The organism is Rhodococcus sp. BUPNP1, from assembly GCF_002215235.1.
Classification (GTDB): domain Bacteria; phylum Actinomycetota; class Actinomycetes; order Mycobacteriales; family Mycobacteriaceae; genus Rhodococcus.
Map to the genome: position 1 here is coordinate 1 of NZ_NERM01000014.1, position 22,528 is coordinate 22,528.

The 22,528-nt window shown below is 69.3% G+C and carries 20 protein-coding genes; 14 read left to right on the plus strand and 6 right to left on the minus strand.

What is annotated here, in order from left to right; translation table 11 throughout:
- Positions 1 to 21: 21 nt before the first annotated feature.
- A complete protein-coding gene (locus tag B9C99_RS15435) occupies positions 22 to 1,782 on the minus strand; it encodes an ATP-dependent DNA helicase RecQ (RefSeq protein WP_088898482.1) in 1,761 nt (586 codons plus the stop codon).
- A gap of 162 nt (positions 1,783 to 1,944) precedes the next feature.
- Here B9C99_RS15435 and B9C99_RS15440 point away from each other — a divergent pair, with 162 nt between their 5' ends.
- Positions 1,945 to 2,736 (plus strand): SDR family oxidoreductase, encoded by a 792-nt coding sequence (locus B9C99_RS15440; protein ID WP_088898483.1) that lies wholly within the window; start codon positions 1,945 to 1,947, stop codon positions 2,734 to 2,736.
- A 19-nt stretch (positions 2,737 to 2,755) separates the two neighbouring features.
- Here the strand turns inward: B9C99_RS15440 and B9C99_RS15445 are convergent, their stop codons facing one another.
- Together B9C99_RS15445 and B9C99_RS15450 are read right to left on the minus strand one after the other, a co-directional pair.
- A complete protein-coding gene (locus tag B9C99_RS15445) occupies positions 2,756 to 3,364 on the minus strand; it encodes a hypothetical protein (protein WP_016691632.1) in 609 nt (202 codons plus the stop codon).
- A gap of 32 nt (positions 3,365 to 3,396) precedes the next feature.
- Positions 3,397 to 3,930 carry a hypothetical protein gene (locus tag B9C99_RS15450; protein ID WP_237451178.1) on the minus strand — a complete coding sequence of 178 codons (534 nt, stop codon included), beginning with the start codon at positions 3,928 to 3,930 and terminating at the stop codon, positions 3,397 to 3,399.
- Positions 3,931 to 4,012: 82 nt separating this feature from the next.
- Between B9C99_RS15450 and B9C99_RS15455 the strand changes: the two genes are divergently transcribed.
- Positions 4,013 to 4,312: a protease inhibitor I42 family protein gene (locus B9C99_RS15455; RefSeq protein ID WP_016691636.1), complete on the plus strand. Its 300-nt coding sequence runs from the start codon at positions 4,013 to 4,015 to the stop codon at positions 4,310 to 4,312.
- Positions 4,313 to 4,361: 49 nt separating this feature from the next.
- Here the strand turns inward: B9C99_RS15455 and B9C99_RS15460 are convergent, their stop codons facing one another.
- Positions 4,362 to 5,279, minus strand: a complete 918-nt coding sequence (locus tag B9C99_RS15460) for a neutral zinc metallopeptidase (RefSeq protein WP_016691637.1) — start codon at positions 5,277 to 5,279, stop codon at positions 4,362 to 4,364.
- A 139-nt stretch (positions 5,280 to 5,418) separates the two neighbouring features.
- Here B9C99_RS15460 and aspS point away from each other — a divergent pair, with 139 nt between their 5' ends.
- The 3 genes from aspS to B9C99_RS15475 all read left to right on the plus strand — a co-directional run bounded on the left by aspS (position 5,419) and on the right by B9C99_RS15475 (position 9,025).
- Positions 5,419 to 7,206, plus strand: a complete 1,788-nt coding sequence (gene aspS, locus B9C99_RS15465; protein WP_016691638.1) for an aspartate--tRNA ligase — start codon at positions 5,419 to 5,421, stop codon at positions 7,204 to 7,206.
- Between the two features lie 181 nt (positions 7,207 to 7,387).
- Positions 7,388 to 7,657 (plus strand): DUF4235 domain-containing protein, encoded by a 270-nt coding sequence (locus B9C99_RS15470; RefSeq protein WP_006551422.1) that lies wholly within the window; start codon positions 7,388 to 7,390, stop codon positions 7,655 to 7,657.
- A 204-nt stretch (positions 7,658 to 7,861) separates the two neighbouring features.
- Positions 7,862 to 9,025: a kinase gene (locus tag B9C99_RS15475; RefSeq protein WP_026061028.1), complete on the plus strand. Its 1,164-nt coding sequence runs from the start codon at positions 7,862 to 7,864 to the stop codon at positions 9,023 to 9,025.
- Between the two features lie 31 nt (positions 9,026 to 9,056).
- Here B9C99_RS15475 and B9C99_RS15480 read toward each other — a convergent pair whose 3' ends face one another.
- Positions 9,057 to 10,694: an alkaline phosphatase gene (locus B9C99_RS15480; protein WP_088898485.1), complete on the minus strand. Its 1,638-nt coding sequence runs from the start codon at positions 10,692 to 10,694 to the stop codon at positions 9,057 to 9,059.
- Between the two features lie 95 nt (positions 10,695 to 10,789).
- Between B9C99_RS15480 and B9C99_RS15485 the strand changes: the two genes are divergently transcribed.
- From B9C99_RS15485 to B9C99_RS15520, 8 genes are all read left to right on the plus strand, one after another.
- A complete protein-coding gene (locus tag B9C99_RS15485; RefSeq protein WP_088898486.1) occupies positions 10,790 to 12,202 on the plus strand; it encodes a replication-associated recombination protein A in 1,413 nt (470 codons plus the stop codon).
- A gap of 131 nt (positions 12,203 to 12,333) precedes the next feature.
- Positions 12,334 to 15,000, plus strand: a complete 2,667-nt coding sequence (gene alaS, locus B9C99_RS15490; protein ID WP_016691643.1) for an alanine--tRNA ligase — start codon at positions 12,334 to 12,336, stop codon at positions 14,998 to 15,000.
- Positions 15,001 to 15,002: 2 nt separating this feature from the next.
- The gene (ruvX, locus tag B9C99_RS15495) at positions 15,003 to 15,521 is read left to right on the plus strand and encodes a Holliday junction resolvase RuvX (RefSeq protein WP_026061030.1); all 519 of its coding nucleotides are present in this window, start codon (positions 15,003 to 15,005) and stop codon (positions 15,519 to 15,521) included.
- Entirely contained in the window at positions 15,518 to 17,419 is a 1,902-nt protein-coding gene (mltG, locus tag B9C99_RS15500) for an endolytic transglycosylase MltG (RefSeq protein WP_088898487.1), read from the plus strand. Before ruvX ends, mltG begins: the two co-directional genes overlap by 4 nt.
- Complete coding sequence (locus tag B9C99_RS15505; protein WP_088898488.1) at positions 17,409 to 18,263, plus strand: shikimate dehydrogenase; 855 nt, start codon at positions 17,409 to 17,411, stop codon at positions 18,261 to 18,263. The genes mltG and B9C99_RS15505 overlap by 11 nt, the downstream gene beginning before the upstream one ends.
- Before the next feature lie 161 nt (positions 18,264 to 18,424).
- Positions 18,425 to 19,576, plus strand: coding sequence for a thiolase family protein (locus B9C99_RS15510; RefSeq protein ID WP_088898489.1), 1,152 nt, complete (start codon positions 18,425 to 18,427; stop codon positions 19,574 to 19,576).
- Positions 19,577 to 19,723: 147 nt separating this feature from the next.
- Positions 19,724 to 20,080 carry a YciI family protein gene (locus B9C99_RS15515; protein WP_088898490.1) on the plus strand — a complete coding sequence of 119 codons (357 nt, stop codon included), beginning with the start codon at positions 19,724 to 19,726 and terminating at the stop codon, positions 20,078 to 20,080.
- 13 nt (positions 20,081 to 20,093) lie between these two features.
- Positions 20,094 to 21,341 carry a DUF6596 domain-containing protein gene (locus B9C99_RS15520; protein WP_088898567.1) on the plus strand — a complete coding sequence of 416 codons (1,248 nt, stop codon included), beginning with the start codon at positions 20,094 to 20,096 and terminating at the stop codon, positions 21,339 to 21,341.
- On the opposite strand, the gene B9C99_RS15525 is transcribed toward B9C99_RS15520, so the two are convergent.
- On the minus strand, positions 21,334 to 21,714 hold the full coding sequence (locus B9C99_RS15525) for a DUF1622 domain-containing protein (protein ID WP_088898491.1): 381 nt from the start codon (positions 21,712 to 21,714) through the stop codon (positions 21,334 to 21,336). The genes B9C99_RS15520 and B9C99_RS15525 overlap by 8 nt on opposite strands.
- A 152-nt stretch (positions 21,715 to 21,866) precedes the next feature.
- Here B9C99_RS15525 and B9C99_RS15530 point away from each other — a divergent pair, with 152 nt between their 5' ends.
- The gene (locus B9C99_RS15530; RefSeq protein WP_088898492.1) at positions 21,867 to 22,496 is read left to right on the plus strand and encodes an A24 family peptidase; all 630 of its coding nucleotides are present in this window, start codon (positions 21,867 to 21,869) and stop codon (positions 22,494 to 22,496) included.
- Positions 22,497 to 22,528: the final 32 nt, after the last annotated feature.

A 22,528-nucleotide genomic window follows, 5' to 3' on the forward strand; every position in this document is an offset into this window, starting at 1 on the left:
GGATCCGGAAGAACCCGTGGTTCACGCCACGGGTTCTTCCATGTGGGCAGGCAGGGTGTCGGTGTGGGTCTCGTCGGGGCGATCGGTATCGTCGACCGTCAGCACCCCCGACTCGGCGATCGCCTCGAGCGACAGCGTCCGGTAGCCCTCGCTGTCGAACAGGACGGTGACGCGATCGTGCTCGCAAGTCATCACCACTCCCGGTCCCCACTCGGCATGCACCACGCGAGTGTTCGGGGCGAACGCCGACGTCTCGCAGTCCACCTGCGCCGTCTCGGTGCCCGGAAGCACGGATACCGTTGCGGCCTCGTCGGACGCGCCGTCCCGGCAGGTGTCGCACCGGCCGCAGGGGTCGGACAGCGCCTCGCCGAAGTATCCGAGCAGGAACCGGCGGCGGCATCCGCGGGTCTCGGCGTAGCCGCGCATCATCTCGACCCGCGACCGGTCCAGTCGTTCACCCGAGGCAGCCGTCTCGCGTGCGCGCACGACCGCCTTCCGTCGTGGGATGTCGGCGGCGGAGAGTCCGCGTCGGCCGGAGACGAGAGCCCCGCACCGCTCGAGCAGGTTCACCGCGTTTGACAGTCTCCGGCCCCGCACGTCGAGTTCGGTACGCAGCCGTCCGAGCTTCATCGGCGACGCGGAGCGGACCGCCGAGAACACCCGGCCGATCAGCTCCTCGTCGGGGTTGTGGGTGGTGAAGAAGGTCGCGAGCGACAGATCCTCGGGACGGTAGAACATCAGGACGGTGGCCGGCTCCCCGTCGCGTCCGGCGCGCCCGATCTGCTGGTAGTAGGAATCGACCGAGTCGGGTACCGAGGCGTGCACGACGAAACGCACATCCGGCTTGTCGATACCCATGCCGAAGGCGGAGGTCGCCACCACGACATCGCAGCGACCGTCGAGGAATCCGAGGTGGACGTCCTCGCGCTCGGCCGCGCGCATCCCGGCGTGATAAGGGCACGCATCGATCCCGCGTTCGCGCAGGGCCTCGGCGTACCGCTCGGTGTCCTTGCGGGTCGCGGCGTATAGGATGCCCGGACCGGACAGGGACGCCACTGCTTCGACGACGGCGCGTCGCTTCTCGCCGTCGTCGGTGTGTCTGCGCACCTCGATGTCGAGGTTCGGCCGGTCGAAACCTCCGGCGACGACGAGCGGATCCCGCATGCGCAACGCCTCGACGATGTCCTCGCGGACCGGGGGTGAGGCGGTCGCGGTGAGTGCGACGACGGGTGGTCGGCCGAGAGCCTCGGCCACGTCTCCCAGGCGCAGATATTCGGGCCGGAAGTCGTGCCCCCACATGGCGACGCAGTGCGCTTCGTCGACGACGAGGAGCGAGACCTCCACGCTCCTCAGGCGCTCCAGGACCTCGTCCTTGGCGAGCTGTTCGGGAGCGAGGAAGACGTAGTCGGCGTCGTGTTCGAGCACGGCCTGCCAGTTCGCCTCGTTCTCCGACTCGCGCTGGCGCGAATTGATCGCGACCGCCTCGGGCGCCTCCGAGTGGTCCAGACCGGCGATCTGATCGTTCTGCAACGCGATCAAGGGGGAGACGACGACCGTCACCCCCGGTAGCAGCAGTGAGGGCACCTGATAGATCGCGGACTTCCCGGAGCCGGTGGCCATCACGGCCAGGACGTCGCGTCCGTCGAGCAGCGGAACCATCGCGTCCAACTGTTCGGGACGCAGCGTGTCCCAGCCGAACACCTTCTGCGCCGCGGCGCACAGTTCCTCGCGGGCATCCTCCGATGCTCTGTCGGACGACGGCCGATATGTCTTGTGCTGCAAGTGGACTCCAGGAATCGGAAGGGACTGCCCGTGACGGGGCGAGCGCAGGATGTCTCCCGCATACCCGACGACGTGCCCGACCCAAACGGTTGCGAGCTCCCGGTGCCGTGTCGAGCCGACGGGGTGTGGGTACCCGCGAGCCATACGTGCCGAGGAGGAGATATGAACGACGCTCGACCTCTCGCTCTGGTGACCGGAGCATCGCGAGGCATAGGCCGGGAGCTGGCGGCCCTGTTCGCGGCCGACGGATACGACCTCGTGCTCGCGGCGAGATCGGACACTCTGGACGAGGTCGCTGCCGACCTGCGGATGTCCGGTGCGGAGGTGATGTCGGTCCACGCGGATCTGAGGACTCCGGAAGGGGTCCGGGCGGTGCACGAGGCGGCGACGGCCGGAGGTCGCGTCCCGGCGGCGGCTGCGCTCAACGCCGGTGTCGGGATCGGCGGGGCGTTCGTCGACGCAGAGCTCGAGGACGTTCTCTCGATCGTCGACGTCAACGTGCGCTCGACGGTGCATCTGGCGCATCTGTTGCTGAACGACATGCTGCGGGTGGGTTCGGGCCGGATGCTCGTCACCTCGTCGGTCGTGTCGAAGATGCCCGGCCCGTACCAGGCCGTGTACAACGCATCCAAGGCCTTCGTGCAGTCCTTCACCGACGGCGTCCGCAAGGAACTCGACGGCAGCGGGGTCACGCTCACGGCCATGCTGCCCGGGGCCACGGACACCCACTTCTTCGCACGTGCCGGGATGCTCGACACGATCCTCGGGAAGGCGCCCAAGGACGATCCCGCCCACGTCGCGCGCGACGGCTATGCCGCTCTGATGCGCAGCGAGGCGAACGTGGTGCCCGGGTCCGTGCTCGCGAAGTCGATGGCGGTCTTCGGCACGGTGGCGCCCGACGCGGTGACCTCGGCCGTCCACCGGGTCCTGGCCAAGCCTCGATCGGGGCGATGATCCGCGACGGCAGGAGCGCTCAGGCCGATCGCGTCCGCACTGCCGGGCGGGTGGGGTGGTCGTAGCGCACCAGGACGTCCGCGTCCGTCTCGTCGTGTTCGAGCACCGCGTCGATCGTCCAGTGATCCTCGGCGCGCGTGCGCCTTTCGAGTGCGCCCCGGGACATCGTCAGGACGACGGTGACGTCGAAGTCGAGACCACGGCCGAGGAGCATGGGGCCGGCGACGACGAGGATCTGGTCCTCCGCCGCTCGCCGAGGGCGTTCGCGCGCAGAACGATCGGTGCGCTCGTCCCACAGACGCGGAAGCCACCGCTGGTGTTCGCGTACCGCGCGGAGCACCTCCCGGTCGACCGCGGCGTAGTCGAACCAGTCGTGGCGGTAGCTGTACGGATCGGTCCGCCCGTGCTCGAGCCGGAGCGACGCGGGCCGGACGAAATCGTGGAGATCGACGACGTCCGCCGCGCGGCCCCGCGTTCTCAGTTCCATCGCGACATGCTGCGCGAACTCCACCGGATCCGCCGCGTCCGGTGCGTTCACGGCGACACACACGCGTCCGGTGAGCGCTGCGGCGCGATCGGCGACGGAGATCGTGAGTATCTCGGGGGTCAGGGGAGTGAAGGCGGCCATCGCTCGCCGTCACTCCCTTCCGGGGGTGGACGTCACCAGGGCGGTGTGTCGTTCCCCTCCGGTACCGGTGTGTCGAGAAGCCGATCGAGCCAGAGCACCGCCTCGACCAGCGCTTCCATCTGCGACGCCCAGTCCATCGCGAAGACCACTTCGTCGAGGTCGCTGCGGGCTGCGATCGAGTCGCCGGCGAGCGCGTCGACGACCGCCTTCATCACGGTGCTCTCCGGCTGCGGAAGTTCCTCCGGCCGGACGTGACGGCCGCTCTCGGTCCGGATGGTCAGTTCGAAGCTCTCGTCGCCCCGCACCTGCGGACCGATCTTGTCGACGACGACGTCGGCGATCGTCGAGACCGTCCACCTCAGCACGCCCCCGTAGAGCGGGGGAGTGATCTGTGACGGCGAGTCCGAACCGGCGCTCGACACCAGCGCCGCGACCTCTTCGGTCAGTTCGCTGTAGCCGTTCTCGTGTGCCAGAGCGAGAAGGCGTCCTCCCATCACCGCGTCGCTGCGTGTGATTCCGGCTCGTTCCTCGTGCATGGAGAACGAATGCCCCGTTTTGTGTCCCATCACACATCGCTGCCGCCACCAGTGCACGAGCGTCATCGTCGCGAGAGTGAGGGGAATCACATTCGCGGGCTATCCTGAGGTCATGAAGCACATCGCCACTGGTCCGAAGGATGTCACTGTCGGTGTCGGGGACATGATCGAGCTGCATCTTCCCGAGAACACCTCCCGGGACTACTGCTGGTCGACGTCGAGGGTCGGAGAAGGGCTCGTCCTTCGCGACATCCGATTCGTGCCGTCGAAGAACCCGTTGCCGGGAGGGACCGGCGAGCGGGTCTTCTTCTTCAAGGCGCGCCGCGCCGGCACCTGGCCCATCTCCCTGCGCATGCGGAAGCATGCCGATCTCGTCGCCGACCGCGCGAACATGACCGTCACCGTCGCGTGACGGTGTCCGGAGGCGCACGGACTCAGCGCAGTGCCGGAGGCGCACGGACTCAGCGCAGTACAGGCGGGTTGTCGAGATCGCGTGCCGAGTAGGTGTCGCACGCGTCGACCCGGCCGGTGCGGTAGCCGGCCAGGAACCATGCCTGACGCTGCTCGGACGACCCGTGCGTCCAGCCCTCCGGGTTCACCCGGCCGGTGGCGGCCCGCTGGATCCGGTCGTCGCCGACGGCCGATGCTGCCGACAGTGCGTCGCGGATGTCGGTGTCGGTGAGCGGCACGAGGAAGGGCTCGCCGGTGGTCGGTTCGGGCAGCTTGTCGGCGTGGTAGGCCCACACCCCGGCGTAGCAGTCGGCCTGCAGTTCCGTACGGACGGCGCCGGATTCGGGGCCGCGCGGATCGGCCTGCGCGCGACCGAGATCGCCGAGCTGGTTCTGCAGGTGGTGCCCGAACTCGTGGGCGACGACGTATTCCTGCGCGAGCGGACCGCCGCTGGCGCCGAATCGCGTCTCGAGTTCGTCGAAGAAGCTGGTGTCGAAGTAGGCGGTCCGGTCCGCCGGGCAGTAGAAGGGCCCGATGTCGCTGGTGGCGTTGCCGCACCCGGTGGACGTGGCCGAGGTGAAGATCTCGACCTCCGGCTGCACGTAGGCCACGCCGGTCTGCGTCCCGAACTGCTGCTCCCACACGGAGTCGAGCGACCCGACGGTGTAGAGCACCCGGCAGTCGACGTTCTCGTTCGCGGCGCTGCCGCCGACCTCGCACTGTTCGAGTGCGCTCTCGGCCTGCGGATCGCCGGAGGTGTCGGGCACTCCCGAGCCGAGCAGCGAGGACGGATCGCCGCCGAACAGCAGCGCCAGGATGATGACGATCAGGCCACCGGCCCCGCCACCGAGAGCGAGCTTTCCACCGCGCCCACCGCCGCCGGTACGGACCCGGCCCGCATCCATGCGTGCACCTTCTCTGAACGTCATCGCCGCCGCTTTCTCCTGTGTTCGTCGGATTCGGACAAGCTTGGCACGAACTATTCGGTACGGGTGCGCTCGGGCCGATCGTGTCTTTCGTAGGATTACAGCCGACGAACCCGTCGCTGATCGTTTCGAAAGGAATTCCGTGCTGCGCACCCATCTCGCCGGCTCGTTGCGAGCCGAGCACGCCGAGCAGACAGTCACCCTCACCGGTTGGGTTGCCCGGCGACGCGATCACGGCGGGGTCATCTTCATCGACCTGCGCGACGCCTCGGGTGTATCGCAGGTGGTCTTCCGCAGCGCCGGCGTCCTCGAGCAGGCGCACCGGCTCCGCGCGGAGTACTGCGTCCGGATCACCGGCAAGGTGGACATCCGCCCCGAGGGCAACCAGAACTTCGAGATCCCGACCGGTGCGATCGAGGTCGACGCCTCCGAGCTCGTGGTTCTCAACGAGGCCGCCCCGCTGCCGTTCCAGCTCGACGACCAGGTCGGCGAGGAAGCGCGCCTGAAGTACCGCTACCTGGATCTGCGTCGCGAGAAGCCCGGGAAGACCATCCGTCTGCGCAGCAAGGTCAACGCTGCGGCCCGCGCGGTGCTCGCCCACCACGAGTTCGTGGAGGTCGAGACTCCGACCCTCACCCGCTCGACGCCGGAGGGCGCGCGCGACTTCCTGGTCCCGGCCCGTCTGCAGCCCGGCAACTTCTACGCTCTGCCGCAGTCCCCGCAGCTGTTCAAGCAGCTGCTCATGGTCGGTGGCATCGAGCGCTACTACCAGATCGCCCGCTGCTACCGCGACGAGGACTTCCGCGCCGACCGTCAGCCCGAGTTCACCCAGCTCGACATCGAGATGGCGTTCGTCAACCAGGACGACGTGATCCTCCTCGCCGAGGAGGTGCTGCACGCGCTGTGGCGTCTGGTGGGCTACGAACTCGAGACCCCGATCCCGCGGATGACCTACGCCGAGGCCATGCGCCGCTTCGGCACCGACAAGCCGGATCTGCGTTTCGGCATCGAACTCGTGGAGTGCAAGGAGTTCTTCAAGGACACCACCTTCCGTGTCTTCCAGGCCGAGTACGTCGGTGCCGTCGTCATGCCCGGTGGTGCGAGCCAGCCGCGTCGTCAGCTCGACGCGTGGCAGGAGTGGGCCAAGCAGCGCGGTGCCAAGGGCCTCGCCTATGTGCTCGTCGGTGAGGACGGCACGTTGAGCGGTCCGGTCGCCAAGAATCTCACCGACGCCGAGCGCGAGGGCCTCGCCGCGCACGTGGGCGCGAACCCCGGCGACTGCATCTTCTTCGCCGCCGGTCCGACCAAGCAGATGCGCGCCCTGCTCGGTGCGGCCCGCGACGAGATCGCCCGCAAGCTCGATCTGATCGATCCGAACGCCTGGGCGTTCGTGTGGGTGGTCGACGCCCCGCTGTTCGAGCCGGCGGCCGACGCGACCGCGAGTGGCGATGTCGCCCTCGGTCACTCGGCGTGGACCGCGGTGCACCACGCGTTCACCTCGCCCAAGCCCGAGTACATCGACACCTTCGACACCGATCCGGGTTCGGCGCTGGCGTACGCCTACGACATCGTCTGCAACGGCAACGAGATCGGTGGCGGCTCGATCCGTATCCACCGCCCCGACATCCAGGAGCGGGTGTTCAAGGTGATGGGCATCTCGGAGGAGGAGGCGAACGAGAAGTTCGGCTTCCTGCTCGAGGCGTTCAAGTACGGCGCGCCCCCGCACGGCGGCATCGCCTTCGGCTGGGACCGCATCACCGCGCTGCTCGCCGGGGTGGACTCGATCCGCGAGGTCATCGCGTTCCCCAAGTCCGGTGGCGGTGTCGATCCGCTGACCGATGCTCCCGGCCCGATCACGCCGGAGCAGCGCAAGGAGACGGGCATCGACTTCGTGCCCGAACCCGAGACCGAGGGCACCGACAAGGCCTGATCACCCGTAGCTGTCGACGGCGCGGTGTCGCCCGTCTCCGGACGGGGGCGCCGCGCCGTCGTGTGTGCCGTCCGGCGGTGTTCCCGGGTGAGGTTCGTGGGCCCGATGAGGTTTGTGAGGATCGAGCCCGGGTACTCCGTCGGTCCGGCGCCAACGGGGGCGACGGATCGAGGAGGTATCCATGGCCGACGCACGCGTGATCTTCTACAAGCCGCTCGCTCTCGCAGCCAGTGTGGGAGGCGGCATCCTCGCCGGAGCCGTCTTCAACCAGGTGTGGAAGAAGGTCGGCGGCAGTGACGAACGGCCCGAACCCCAGGATCTGTCGCAGCGCACCCGGGACGTGCTGATCGCGGCTGCCCTCCAGGGTCTGATCTTCGGTGTCGTGAAGGCTGCGGTGGACCGCGGTACGGCCCGTGGTTTTCAGAAGGTGACACACGTTTCACCCGAATGATCGTGACGTGTCCCGATCGTGATCGGTGCCCGAAGCGCGGAGTTGCCGGGGCGCGGACGGGGACACGCCCGCATGAACAGCGATTTTCCCTCGCAAAGCAGACAATAGCGACCTGGTGGGCCGGGCGCGGGTGAGGAAGGTCCTGCTCGATCCGAGCATTGTGGACGACCTCGTCGTGACCGGGAACCTGTAGATTGGGCAGTGATGACCGCAACATTGGCAGACCCCGTGTCCGAGGTGGTTCACGCCGCCGAAGCGCTGCTCACCCGCCGTACCGGCGCCACGGTGACCCTGACCGATCCCGTGGATCTCGGGGGCAGTGGCCGCTCGGTGGTCGTACGGGTACGAGTGGCCGCCAATCCGTTCTCGCTCCCGCGCACCCTCGTCCTCAAGCAGGTACCGCCCTCGCGTGGCACCGGCCACGTCGACTTCCGCGGTTCCGAGACGGACGAGCAGATCGCCTTCCTCCGCGAGGCGGTCTCCTACCAGTTCACGACGGCCCTGGCGAAGGATCACCGTCCGGGCGCCGAACTGCTCGCCTACGACTTCGACGCCCGCCTGCTGGTCCTCAGCGATCTCGGCGACGCGACCACGCTGTCGGAGGTGCTGCGCAACAGTTCCGAGGCCGCCGGGAACACTCTGATGGCCCTGGCCCAGGCACTCGGGCGCATGCATGCCGCGACCGTCGGCCGCGAGGAGGACTTCGCGGCGCTGCTGCGTCGCGCCGACGTCGCGCGGGTCGCCGACGCCGTGTCCCAGCAGGCTCTCGACGCCGTGCGGGGCGTGCCCGAGCTCCTCGAGGCCGACTTCGGTCTGTCGGTGCCCGAGTCGGTACGCGAGCGTGCCGAGCGGGCGTCCAAGCTCTTCACCGGCGGTCGTTTCCGGGCCTTCAGCCCGTCCGACCTGTGCCCCGACAACATCGTGGTCGGCGACGAGGGCGTGCAGTTCCTCGACTACGAATGGGGCGGCTTCCGCGACGCGACCCTCGACATCGCGTACGCCCTCAGCTCCTTCCCGCTGTGCCTGTGCTCGGTGCCGCTGTCCGTCGATCGCATCCGTGCGATGGCCGACGCGTGGCGCGCCGAGGTCGTCGCCATGTGGCCGCAGCTGGCCTACGACGAGGTACTCGAGGAGCGGCTGCTCGACGCCCTTCTCGCGTGCATCTGGCTGAGCACGCACCTGTTCCTGCCCGAGGATCATGCCCGGATCGCCTCGGTACGCGAACACGGACTGTCGGTGCCGCGCATCCCCGCGCTCCGCGCCCGCTGGTCGCTGCTCGCCGAGTTCGCCACCGCGACATGCCACGACGACGTCGCCGCACACGCCCGCGACGTGCTCGCCCACCTCGAGGACCGCGCCGCCGGCTAGCGCGGTCGATCCGGCAGGCGCCGACCGGCGTCTACACCAGCGGAGCGGCGGGCTCGATCCTCGTCGCGCCGTCGGCCACCCGGTATCCCGCGACGCGACGCGCGGCCGTGTTCGGATCCGTGCGGTCGCCGATGAAGAACCACTCCATCTGTGTCGCCTCGGGAGTCACGTCGAGTACGCCGTAACCGTGCGAATCCAGTTCGACGAACCGCACGTGCCGGTTGGCCGCGGTCGCCGTCGCCTCCAGCGCGGGAGACAGGCTACGCGGGGGCACGCCGAGCAACTCGTCGATGTTCGCCGACGTCACCGACGGAACCACGAACTCCGTGGCGACGGTGCCCGCACCCGGATAGTCGGCGGCGTCCACCGGGACGTCCATCGCCCAGGAGGTGTGGATGTCGCCGGTGAGGAAGACGACGTTGCGCAGTCCCGCCGCCGTGATGGTGTCCATCAACCGCCGGCGGTCGGCGGTGTAGCCGTCCCACTGATCGGTGTTGAAGGGCACACCTCCGGCCGGCACTCCGACGAGTTCGGTCAGTGCTCCGGTGGTCCGCGGATCGAGGGGCGGCAACACGATCGGCGAGAACATCACCGAATTGCCGATCAACTGCCATCGGGTGGGGGAGGTCGTCAGGCCGGCGGTGAGCCACTCCATCTGGTCCCGTCCGGTCATCGTGCGACCCGGATCGTCGACCTGCCGTCCGACTGCGAGGACCTGCCGGGAACGGTAGCTCCGCAGATCCAGCATCGACAGTTCGGCGAGCTGTCCGTACCGCAGACGCCGGTAGAATCGGCCGCCGTTCGGACGCACGGGCATCCACTCGTCGTAGGCCTGCACCGATGCGGCCTTGCGGGAGGCCCAGTCGCCCTCGACGAGCGGATCGTGGTTCTCCGCCCCTCCCGCCCACGCGTCGTTCGCCGCCTCGTGGTCGTCCCAGATCACGATCCACGGCACCTTCGCGTGCAGTGCCTGCAGGTTCGGGTCGGTCTTGTACTGCGCGTGCCGGATGCGGTAGTCGGCGAGACTCACGATCTCGTGGGCGGGCTCGTGCGTCCGGACGCCCCGGCCGCCGGCGACGGGGAACTTCCCCGCCGCGTATTCGTACAGATAGTCGCCGAGGTGCATCACGGCGTCGAGATCGTCGCGTGCAGCGAGGTGGCGGTAGGAGGAGAAGAAGCCGCCCTCCCAGTCGGCGCACGACACGACCCCGAAGCGCAGGCGTCCGACCGCAGCGTCGTGCGAGGGGGCGGTGGACGTCCTGCCGGTCAGGGAGACGGCGCCGCCGGCGCGGAATCGATAGAAGTAGGTCGTTCCCGGTGCGAGCCCGCGGGCGTCGACCTTGACCGTGTGGTCGGAGACGGAACTCGCCGTCGCGGTCCCGCTTGCGACCACCGCGTCGAAGCTGCTGCTGCGGGCGAGCTCCCAGGTGACCGGGACGTCCGGTCCCGCACCCGAGCCGGGTGTCGCCTCCGGCGAGGGTGTCACCCGCGTCCACAGGATCACCGCGTCGGGCAACGGATCTCCCGACGCGACGCCGTGCGCGAAGACGGCGGGGGACGCCTGCGCGTGCTGCGTGGTCGAGGCTAAGGCCGCAACACCGGCGGCGAGGATCGACGACCGGAGCACGGCGCGGCGGGACACATGATCGGCGGACGGTGTCGTGGCCACGACCAAGATCCGACCACACGGTCGGTCATCCGTCCATACGAACGACGAACACCGCCGTCGACCGGGCGTCGGCGCGAGCTTGTAGCGTCGGATGTGTGAGTGATCTTTTCGGGGCGAACGACCCGTCTGCCGAACCGGACGCCCTGTTCGAGGCGCCACGCGAACCGGAACCCGAGGACGAACCGCAGGTCCGCCGGCAACCCGTCGCGGCCGGCGGCGCGAACGCGCCCCTCGCTGCGCGCATGCGACCGGCGAGTCTCGACGAGGTGGTCGGACAACAGCACCTGCTCGAACCGGGAGCGCCGCTGCGGCGGCTCGTCGAGGGATCGGGTGCGGCCTCCGTCGTGCTCTACGGTCCGCCCGGTACCGGGAAGACGACCCTGGCCTCGCTGATCTCCGGGGCCACCGGACGCCGGTTCGAAGCGTTGTCCGCCCTGTCGGCGGGCGTCAAGGACGTGCGTGCCGTCATCGATCTGGCACGCCGGCGCCTCACCCACGGCGAACAGACCGTGCTGTTCATCGACGAGGTCCACCGCTTCTCGAAGACCCAGCAGGACGCGCTGCTCGCCGCGGTCGAGAACCGCATCGTGCTGCTCGTCGCCGCGACGACCGAGAACCCGTCGTTCTCGGTGGTCGCCCCGCTGCTGTCGCGCTCGCTGGTGCTCCAGTTGCAGCCGCTCGGGCCGGACGACATCCGGGCCCTGCTCGAACGCGCGCGCACCGACGCCCGTGGACTCGCCGGTGCGGTCGAGATCGACGACGACGCCCTCGACCACCTCGTCCGGCTCGCCGGCGGCGACGCCCGCCGCGCCCTGACGGCGCTCGAGGCCTCCGCCGACACCGCGCTCGCCGTCTCCGGTGGCGACGCGGCCGTCATCGACCTCGCGACCGTGGAGTCGAGCATCGACGAGGCCGCCGTCCGCTACGACCGCGACGGCGACCAGCACTTCGACGTCGCGAGCGCCTTCATCAAGTCGCTGCGCGGCTCCGACGTCGACGCAGCCCTGCACTATCTGGCACGGATGATCGTCGCGGGGGAGGACCCGCGCTTCATCGCCCGTCGCCTGATGATCCAGGCCAGCGAGGAGGTGGGCATGGCCGATCCCACCGCTCTGCAGACGGCGGTCGCCGCCGCGCAGGTCGTGCAGCAGGTCGGGATGCCCGAAGCCCAGCTCGCACTCGCCCAGGCCACCATCCACATCGCCACCGCCCCCAAGTCGGGATCGGTCACCGCCGCCCTCGGCGCCGCGATCGCCGACGTGAGGGCCGGCAAGGCCGGTCCGGTACCCGCGCACCTGCGCGACGGGCACTACCAGGGCGCGCAGAAGCTCGGCAACGCGATCGGCTACAAGTTCCCGCACGCGCACCCGGACGGCGTGCTCGCGCAGCAGTACGCCCCGAACGAGCTGGTCGGCGTCGACTACTACGAGCCGACCGGCCGCGGCGTGGAGCGGGAGCTGTCGGCCCGCCTGCCCAAGCTGCGCCGCATCGTGCGCGGTGAGCGGTGACGCCGAGTACTCACGGCGCCGTACCGAGGCCACTTCGGGCGGCGCGATAAGCTGAAGAACGGCCGATCGACAGGATCGACCGCCCGTCCCGGGTAGTTCACACCATCGCCAGACCACAAAGGACCATCGACGTGCAGACCCACGAGATCCGCAGGCGCTTTCTCGATCACTTCGTGAAGGCGGGACACACCGAGGTGCCCAGCGCGTCGCTGATCCTCGCCGATCCCAACCTGCTGTTCGTCAACGCCGGCATGGTCCCCTTCGTGCCCTACTTCCTCGGTCAGCAGACCCCGCCCTACACCCGCGCCACGTCGGTGCAGAAGTGTGTGCGCACCCTCGACATCGAGGAGGTCGGCAAGACCACCCGCCACAACACCTTCTTCCAGATGGCCGGCAACTTCTCGTTCGGCGACTACTTCAAGGAAGAGGCCATCACCTTCGCGTGGTCGCTGCTCACCGGCTCCGTCGAGGACGGCGGCTACGGCATCGATCCCGAGAAGCTGTGGGCGACGGTCTATCTCGACGACGACGAGGCGTTCTCGATCTGGCGCGACAAGGTCGGCGTGCCCGAGGAACGCATCCAGCGTCGCGGCATGAAGGACAACTACTGGTCGATGGGCATCCCTGGACCGTGCGGCCCGTGCTCCGAGATCTTCTACGACCGCGGCCCCGCCTACGGCGTCGAAGGCGGCCCCGAGGCCGACGAGGACCGCTACATCGAGATCTGGAATCTCGTGTTCATGCAGAACGAGCGCGGTGAGGGCGGTGCGAAGGACGACTACCCGATCCTCGGCCCGCTGCCGAAGAAGAACATCGACACCGGCATGGGTGTCGAGCGCGTCGCCTTCCTGCTCCAGGGCGTCGAGAACGTCTACGAGACCGACCTGCTGCGCCCGGTGATCGACAAGGCCGCCGAACTCACCGGCGCCGTCTACGGTGCGAAGCACGACGACGACGTGCGTTTCCGCGTCATCGCCGACCACGCCCGCACCGCGGCGATGCTCATCGTCGACGGCGTCAACCCCGGCAACGACGGCCGCGGCTACGTGCTGCGCCGTCTGCTCCGCCGCATCGTGCGCTCGGCGCGTCTGCTCGGCGCCGACAAGCCCACCATGCGCGAGTTCATGGCGGTCGTGCGCGACACCATGGCCCCGTCCTATCCCGAACTCGACACCGACTTCTCGCGCATCGAGACCGTCGCGGTGGGCGAGGAGACGGCCTTCCTCAAGACCCTCGGTACCGGCAGCAAGCTGTTCGAAGGCGCCGTCGAGACCGTGAAGTCGCAGGGCAGCAACGTGCTCGGTGGCACCGAGGCGTTCACCCTCCACGACACCTACGGATTCCCGATCGATCTCACCCTCGAGATGGCGGCCGAGGCGGGCCTGACCGTCGACGAGGAGGGCTTCCGGTCGCTGATGGCCGAGCAGCGCCAGCGCGCCAAGGACGACGCCCGCGCCCGCAAGCACGCCCACGCCGACCTGACCGTCTACAAGGAACTCCTCGACCGCGGTCCCACCGAGTTCACCGGCTTCAGCGAGCTGGTGACCGAGGCGCACGTGCTCGCCGTCATCACCGGTGGCGAGCGCCTGCACGCGGCGAGCGCGGGCCAGCAGGTCGAGCTCATCCTCGACCGCAGCCCCCTCTACGCGGAGTCCGGCGGTCAGATCGCCGACATCGGCACCATCACCGGCCCCGGCCTGAAGATCAAGGTCGACGACGTCCAGAAGATCGCCAAGCAGCTGTGGACGCACAAGGTCACGGTGCTCGAGGGTCAGGTCGTCGAAGGCGACGCCGTCCTCGTGCAGGTCGATCCCGAGTGGCGCAAGGGCGCCACCCAGGGCCACTCCGGCACCCACCTGGTCCACGCCGCGCTGCGCGAGGTGCTCGGCCCCAACGCCGTGCAGGCCGGTTCGCTCAACAAGCCCGGCTACCTGCGCTTCGACTTCTCGTGGCCCGGCGCCCTGTCCGAGCAGCAGAAGCAGGACATCGAGGCCGTCACCAACGAGGCCGTCGCGGCGAACTATCCCGTCAACACCTTCGTCACCGACCTCGACAAGGCCAAGAAGATGGGTGCGATGGCCCTGTTCGGCGAGAACTACGGCGACGAGGTCCGCGTCGTCGAGATCGGTGGGCCGTTCTCGATGGAGCTGTGCGGTGGCACGCACGTGCAGCACTCCTCGCACGTCGGCACCGTCACGCTCCTCGGTGAGCAGTCCGTCGGTTCCGGTATCCGCCGCGTCGAGGCGTACGTCGGTCTCGACTCCTACCGCCACCTGGCGAAGGAACGCGCGCTGCTCGCGGGCCTGTCCTCGACCCTGAGGGTTCCCTCCGAGGAGGTGCCCGGACGTGTCGAGGCCCTGCTCGACCGGCTCAAGGCCGCCGAGAAGGAACTCGAGAAGACCCGCGCCGCGAACGTCGCCGCCGCAGCCGGAACGTACGTGGGCAAGGCGCAGCGCGTCGGTGACGTGCTCGTCGTGGCCGAGGCCGCCCCTGAGGGTGTCGCCGGCAACGACCTGCGCACACTCGCATCCGACGTCCGTGGCCGGCTCGGCACCGAGCCCGCCGTGGTGCTGCTGCTCGGCAACGCCGGCGGCAAGGTGCCCTTCGTCGTCGCCACCACCAAGGCAGCGCAGGAGAAGGGCATCAAGGCAGGCGACCTCGTTGCGAGCTTCGGTCCCGCGATCGGTGGTCGCGGTGGCGGCAAGCCCGACATGGCGCAGGGTGCAGGGTCGGATCCGGCCGGTATCCCGGCCGCACTCGATGCCTTCCGTGCCCGCCTGAGCGAGCTGGCCGGCTGAGCGTGGCCGAACCGCCGCGCCCCGATCGTCCCGGAGTGGACGATCCCGGCCGTGGTCGCCGCATCGCAGTCGACGTCGGCAGCGTCCGGATCGGGGTCGCCTCCAGCGACCCCGACGGCATCCTCGCCACCCCGGTCGAGACGGTGCCGCGGTCCAAGGAACGCGGACCCGACGCACCCGATATCCGGCGCATCGTCGAGATCGTTAGGGAATACGAGGCTGTTGAGGTTATCGTCGGGCTGCCGCAGACACTGCGCGGTGAGCCCGGCAAGGCTGCGAAACTGGCGAGCGATTTCGCGCGCCGACTTCGCCGTGCCCTACCCGACGTTCCCGTGCGCCTGGCCGACGAACGCTTCACGACGGTCACTGCGGCGCGCGCCCTCCGCGAGAGCGGGGTGAGTGCGCGAGGTGCGCGGCCGGTCATCGACCAGGCTGCCGCCGTGGCCATCTTGCAGGGTTGGTTGGACGAGCGGAGTTCGGTAGTGAACGAGTCGGGGCGTGACGCGGGGGGCAGCCGGTGAGCCGGCACGGACGACACGACGACCATTCGGAGAACGCACGGGAGGATCTGTTCGCGGATCCCTATGCCGGTGGGTACGCGCAACCTCCGGTCGATCGCACCGGAGCAGACGATCCGTATCGCGCGGGAGCAGAGGATCCGTATCGATCGGACCCGCGGTACCGGTACGACGATCCGTACGTATCCGACCCCCGGGGTCACGATGCGTACGGGCACGACCCGTACGGCGGTGGTGCGTACGAGGGCGCCCCGGGTGAGACCCCGGAGGCCCGTCGACCCGATCCGGACGATCACGAGACCACGGTCCTGAACTTCGAGCCGGGTGTGTTCGACGGCCCGCCGCCCGGTCACCCGGAACAGGGTTACGCCGAACAGGGTTATGCGGACCAGGGGTACGCCGAGCAGGGGTACGCCGAGCAGGGCTATGCCGAGCAGGGCTATGCCGAGCAGGGCTATGCCGAGCAGGGCTACGGCGACGGGGGCTACGCAGGAGCCGGGTACGAGCAGGACGGATCGACCGACACCGATCCCGGATACGCTCCGGCCGATCACCCCGAGGGTGGACATCTCGACGACGAGTACCCGGGCGGATACTCCTACGCCGCACGCGACGCGAACCGTGACGCCTACCGCGACGACGACCCCGCCGACGACGCGGTCGCAGCGGAGGAGATCACCGCCGAGCAACGTGCGGTCCCCGTCGCGGTCGGTGGTTCGGAACGCGCTGCACGCCGCGATCCGAAGGCGAGCGGGCGCAAGAAACGCGGACGGGTCGTGGGCGCACTCGCCGCCGCGGTGCTCCTGCTCGTCGTCGTGGGCGGCGGTTATCTCGCCTACGACCGGTTTCTCGGCACGAACCTTCCGCCGGACTTCACCGGACCTCCCGGACCCGCCGTCGTCGTCCAGGTCAACCCGGGTGAGACCGCCGGGGAGATCGGCAGCGAGTTCGTCGACAAGGGAGTCGTCGCGAGCTCCGCCGCCTTCTACGAAGCGGCCGTGCAGAACTCGGGGATGAACTCGCTGCAGCCCGGCTTCTACCAGGTGGCCACGAACATCCCGGCCGTCGACGCCGTCGCCGCGCTCGTCGACCCGGCCAGCCGGGTCGGTGCGCTCGTGATCTCCGAGGGACGTCAGCTCCACGACATCCGCGACGTCAACACCGGTGCCGTCCGCAAGGGCATCTACACACTCATCGCGGAGGCGAGCTGCCACGGCGATCCGGCCGCCGAGAACTGCGTCACCTACGAGGAACTCGACGCGGCCGGTGCCACCCCGGACCTGCAGGCACTCGGCGTTCCGGAATGGGCGCGCGACGCGGTGGCGAACGTGCCCGACCGCAGGCGGCAGCTCGAAGGCCTCATCGCCGCGGGCAGCTGGGATTTCGATCCGACGGCCGAACCCGTCGAGATCCTTGCCCGCCTGGTGTCGGAAAGCGCTGCGAGCTACGACGCGACGGGGATCACCGACGCGGCCGCACGGGTGGGGCTGACCCCGTACGAGATGCTCATCTCCGCATCGCTCGTCGAACGCGAGGCGCTGCCACAGGATTTCGCGAAGGTCGCGCGCGTGATCCTCAACCGCCTCGACATCGACCAGATGCTCCAGTTCGATTCGACCGTCAACTACGAGCTCGACGAGACCGAACTCGCGACCACCGACGCCGACCGCGCGCGGGTGACCCCCTGGAACACCTACGCCATGGTCGGTCTTCCGGCGACGCCCATCTCGTCACCGAGCATCGGCGCGCTGCAGGCGATGGAGAACCCGGAACCGGGGGAATGGATCTACTTCGTGACGATCGACGACAAGGGCACCACGCTCTTCGCGAACTCCTACGAGGAGCACCTGCAGAACACCGAACTGGCACTCGCGAGCGGGATCCTCGACAGTGGCCGCTGATCCGAAGTCGGGTGTCCGGAAGGCGGCGGTCCTCGGGAAACCCATCGCGCACTCGAAGTCGCCCCTGTTGCATCTCGCGGCGTACCGGGCCCTCGGGCTCGCCGAGTGGACCTACGAACGCATCGAATGCACCGGTGAACAACTACCGGGACTCGTGTCCTCACTCGGTGAGGAATGGGTCGGTCTGTCGGTGACGATGCCCGGCAAGTTCGCGGCGCTCGAGTTCGCCACCGAACGCACTGAGCGGGCCGTGAGGATCGGCTCGGCGAACACCCTCGTGCGCATCGAGAACGGGTGGCGTGCCGATTGCACCGACGTCGACGGCGTGTCCGGAGCACTGCGCTCGGCCGGCGTCGGTGATCTGTCCGACGCGACGGCGGTCGTCGTGGGCTCGGGTGGTACCGCGCGGCCGGCGCTCGTCGGTCTCACCGACCTCGGTGTGCGCTCGGTGACCGTGGTCGCTCGGTCCGAGGAGAAGGCCCGAGCGACGTTCGATTGTCTCGACGACGACATCGAGGCCCGATGGCTGTCGTTCGACGCACCCGAACTCGGCCGGGTCTGCGCCGAGGCCGGAGCGCTCGTGAGCACCGTGCCCGCACCCGCGGCGGCGCCGTACGCGGAAGCTCTCGCACAGGCCCCGTGCATCCTCGACGCGATCTACGACCCTTGGCCCACGCCGCTGGCGGCAGCGGCCGAGGCGCGCGGCGTCCGCGTCGTCAGCGGTCTGCACATGCTGTTGAACCAGGCCTTCGGGCAGGTCGAGCAGTTCACGGGTCTTCCCGCCCCGCGCGCGGAGATGGCGCGCGCCGTCGGACTCGACCTGAATTCTCCGCGCCCGGCCTGAGAATTCGCGCGCTCCTGATCCATAGATACGGGTGAGGGGTCCGATACCGAACAAGAATGGTCCGCAAGCACTTTCCGGCCCCTTCGCGAAGTAGTGTCGGACCCGTCCGACGGCCGTGACGGCCGTCACCGCTGTCGCCTGCGGGTCGAGAAGGAGCAAACATGAGTGCAGTGATCGTCCAGGCCGTGCGTACGCCTGTCGGCAGGAGGAACGGCGGTCTGTCCGGCGTGCACCCGGCACAGCTGTCCGCCGTGGTCCTGAACGCGCTGGTCGAGCGCGCCGGCATCGATCCGTCGGTCGTCGAGGACGTCATCTGGGGTTGCGTGCAGCAGGCCGGCGAGCAGGCCATCGACATCGCCCGCACCGCGGTGCTCACGGCGGGCTGGCCGGAGTCCGTGCCCGGCGTGACCATCGACCGGCAGTGCGGCTCGAGCCAGCAGGCGCTGAACTTCGCGATCGCGAGCGTCGAAGCGGGACACTACGACGTCGTCGTCGCCGGTGGCGTCGAGGTGATGTCGCGGGTGCCCATGGGCACCTCGACCTCGGTGGGCGGGTCGCCCTACCCCGAGGCCTTTCTCGAGCGGTACGACGGGGTGCGGCCGAACCAGGGCATCGGTGCCGAGATGATCGCCGAGAAGTGGGGCCTGAGCCGCACCGATGTGGACGCCTTCTCCGCGCGCTCGCACGAACGCGCCGCCGCCGCCCAGGACGCTGGGCTGTTCGCCGACCAGATCGTGCCGGTCACCACCCCGGACGGAACTGTGGTCTCCCAGGACGAGGGCATTCGTCGCGGCACCACCGTCGAGAAGCTCGCCGGCCTGAAGACCGTCTTCAAGGAGGACGGCGTCATCCACGCCGGGAACTCCTCGCAGATCTCCGACGGGTCCGCCGCACTGCTCATCATGAGCGAGGAGGCCGCGGCGAAGCACGGTCTCACCCCGCTCGCGAAGATCCACACTGCCGTCGTGACCGGCTCCGACCCGGTCATCATGCTCACCGCACCCATCCCGGCGACGGAGAAGGCGCTCGCGAAGTCCGGCCTGTCCGTCGACGAGATCGGCGTCTTCGAGGTCAACGAGGCGTTCGCTCCGGTGCCCATGGCGTGGCAGAAGGAGATCGGCGCACCCGAGGACAAGCTCAACCCCAACGGTGGTGCGATCGCCCTCGGTCACCCGCTCGGTGGTTCCGGTGCCCGCATCCTCACCGACATGATCTTCCACATGCGCCGCAACAACCTCCGGTACGGCCTGCAGACCATGTGCGAGGGCGGCGGTCAGGCCAACGCCACCATCCTCGAACTCGTCGCGCAGTAGCCGCACCCGACACCGTCCGCTGTCCACCCGCGATGCCTGAGCGGGTGGGCAGCGGATTTCTCCGCGCAGGTGTCGAATCGGCGCCCTACCGTTCGTGTAGAGGGTGAGAGGCCGGAACCGCCGGCCGCCGAGGGGAAGGACCCCGACATGGCGCAGTACCTGCTGAGCATCTACCAGCCCGACGGCGAACCGCCGTCAGCGGAGTTCCTCGAACCGATCATGAAGAGGGTCGAGGCGTGGCAGAACGAGATCCGGGAGGCCGGGATCTGGGTGTTCTCCGGCGGCCTGCATCCACCGGACACGGCGACGGTCGTGCGCACGGACGAGGGGCGCACGGTGACCACCGACGGTCCGTACATCGAGGGCAAGGAGCATCTCGGCGGTTTCGACGTCATCGACGTGCCCGACCTGGACGAGGCGCTGAAGTGGGCGCGCGGTCTCGCCGACGCCACCACACTGCCCATCGAGGTGCGGCCCCTGGCGTTCGGATCCTGCGCCGGATGACGTGCACACCTCGATGACCGCGCCCTCCGCCGCCGACATCGCACGTGTCTTCCGTGAGGAATACGGCCGGGCGGTCGCCGTGCTCACCCGCGTCCTCGGTGACATCGACGCCGCTGAGGACGCGGTGCAGGACGCCTTCTCGATCGCCGTCGAACGGTGGCCCGGGGAGGGGATCCCGCCGAGCCCGGCCGGGTGGATCATCACCACTGCCCGTCGCCGGGCGATCGACAGGGCGAGGCGGGAGGCCGCACGCTCGGTCAAGCACGCCGAGGCGGACCTGCTCCACCCGGCATCCGGCGTCGCGTTCGACCCCGAGGCGGTCGACTCGCCCGAAATCCCCGACGATCGCCTCCGTCTGATCTTCACCTGTTGTCACCCGGCGCTCGCGCCTGCGTCGCGAGTCGCGTTGACATTGCGGCTGCTCGGCGGGCTCACCACCGCGCAGATCGCCCGGGCCTTCCTCGTTCCGGAAGCGACGATGGGGCAACGGATCTCCTGCGCCAAGCGGAAGATCCGCGACGCGCGCATCCCGTTCCGTATCCCGTCTCCGGACGAGTTTCCCGAACGCCTCGGCGCGGTGCGGTCCGTGCTCTATCTCGTGTACACCGAGGGCCACACGGCGAGCACCGGACCCGAACTCGCCGACACGGACCTGTGTGCCGAGGCGGTGCGGCTGGCCCGCGTGCTGGCCGGGCTCGTTCCCGGCGATCCCGAGACCACGGGACTTCTCGCCCTGATGCTCCTCGGTGAATCCCGGCGCCCGGCGCGTACGGGACCCGGCGGCGAACTCGTCCTGCTCGCAGACCAGGACCGCTCGCGGTGGGACCGCGCGCTGATCGACGAAGGGCATGCGCTCGTGCGGCGCACCCTGCGCTGGAACAGGCCGGGGCCCTATCAGATCCAGGCCGCGATCGCCGCAGTGCACGCGGACGCGCCCACCTTCGAGGACACCGATTGGGTGCAGGTCGTCGCGCTCTACGACCTGCTGATGGCCGCGGACCCCACCCCGGTCGTCGCGTTGCACCGGGCCGTCGCACTCGCCGAAATGGAGGGTCCCGCAGTCGCTCTCGGGATCGTCGACCGCCTCGACCTCGAGCCGTACCACGTCTTCCACGCCGTCCGAGCCGACCTGCTCGCCCGCCTCGGCCGGATCACCGAGGCGAGCGAGGCATACGCCACCGCCGCCGCGCGCACGGAGAACACGATCGAACGCGCCCATCTCCTGCGCCGGCGCGACGAACTCCGGGGCTCGCTCAGGTAACCGGTGTCGTGCCGGTCGTCGTTTCGGACTCGGGAACCGAACGCTGCCACGGCCACCGGCCGTCGATCTCCAGCTGTAGCGACCAGCTCAGGAAGGTGCGGATGAGCACGATGACCGCCAGCACACCCACCGATGTGAAGGTCGGCGTGACGGCGACGGTCTTGATGATGTCGGCGGCGACCAGGAATTCGAGGCCGAGCAGGATCGACCGGCCGAGATTGCGCCGGTACGGCTCGTAGATCTCCGAACCCGGCCCGCCCCGCCGGGCGGTCGCCGCGATCCACGTCGCCGCCAACGCGCCGATCACCATGACGCCGACTCCGACGACGTCGATGGCCGTGCCCACGTGTTCGAGCAGCGACGAAATCTCCATTCGACCAGAACCTTCCGACCGGAACCGACAGACTCCGGCAATCCTCGCAGGACGATCGACGCACCGTGCGGCTTTGTCCACAGGAGGTGTGCCTGTCCACAGGGCCGGGCCGGACACCGCGCGAACACCATGCCGGCGAGTGCGGATGGGGGATGCTCCGGGTCGTGACAGGGGAAACGGTGGGTGTGCTCGCGACGGTGGTCCTCGGTGTGGGCGTGGGAGCGATCGTGCGCGTGGTGGCGGGAGGAATGGCCGGTCGTCGGCCACCGCCGGGTCTGTGCGAGGCGGCATGCGCGGCAGCCGCACTCGTCGCGGTCTCGATCACCACAGGTGCCGCGGTCGTCGGAGCAGCGATGTTCGGATGGTGGTGCGTGTGCCTGAGCGCCGTGGACCTGCTCGTGCGGCGTCTGCCGAACGTGCTGACGCTCGGGGGAGCGGGCACGATCCTCGGCGTGGCCGCGGCGACGGGGCACGGCCGGGCGGCGTTCGCCGGTGCACTTCTGCTCGCGGCACCGTTGTTGATCACCCACCTCGTGGTGCCGCGGTCGGTGGGTGCGGGTGATGTCAAACTCGCCCTCGGTCTCGGGGCCGTCACCGGACTCGCCGGCCCCTCGGCGGTGCTCCTCGGTGCACTGCTCCCATCCGTCCTCACCGCAGGTGCGGCCCTGTTTCTGCGGCTCCGGGAGGCCGGCCGCGGGGGAGCGCGTGCCGCTCCGCGCGTGCTTCCGCACGGACCGTCGATGTGCGCCGCCGCGGCACTGGCGGCGATCTCGACGGGTTGACCAGGGGCGGCATGTCGAGGTGGCGGACGAAC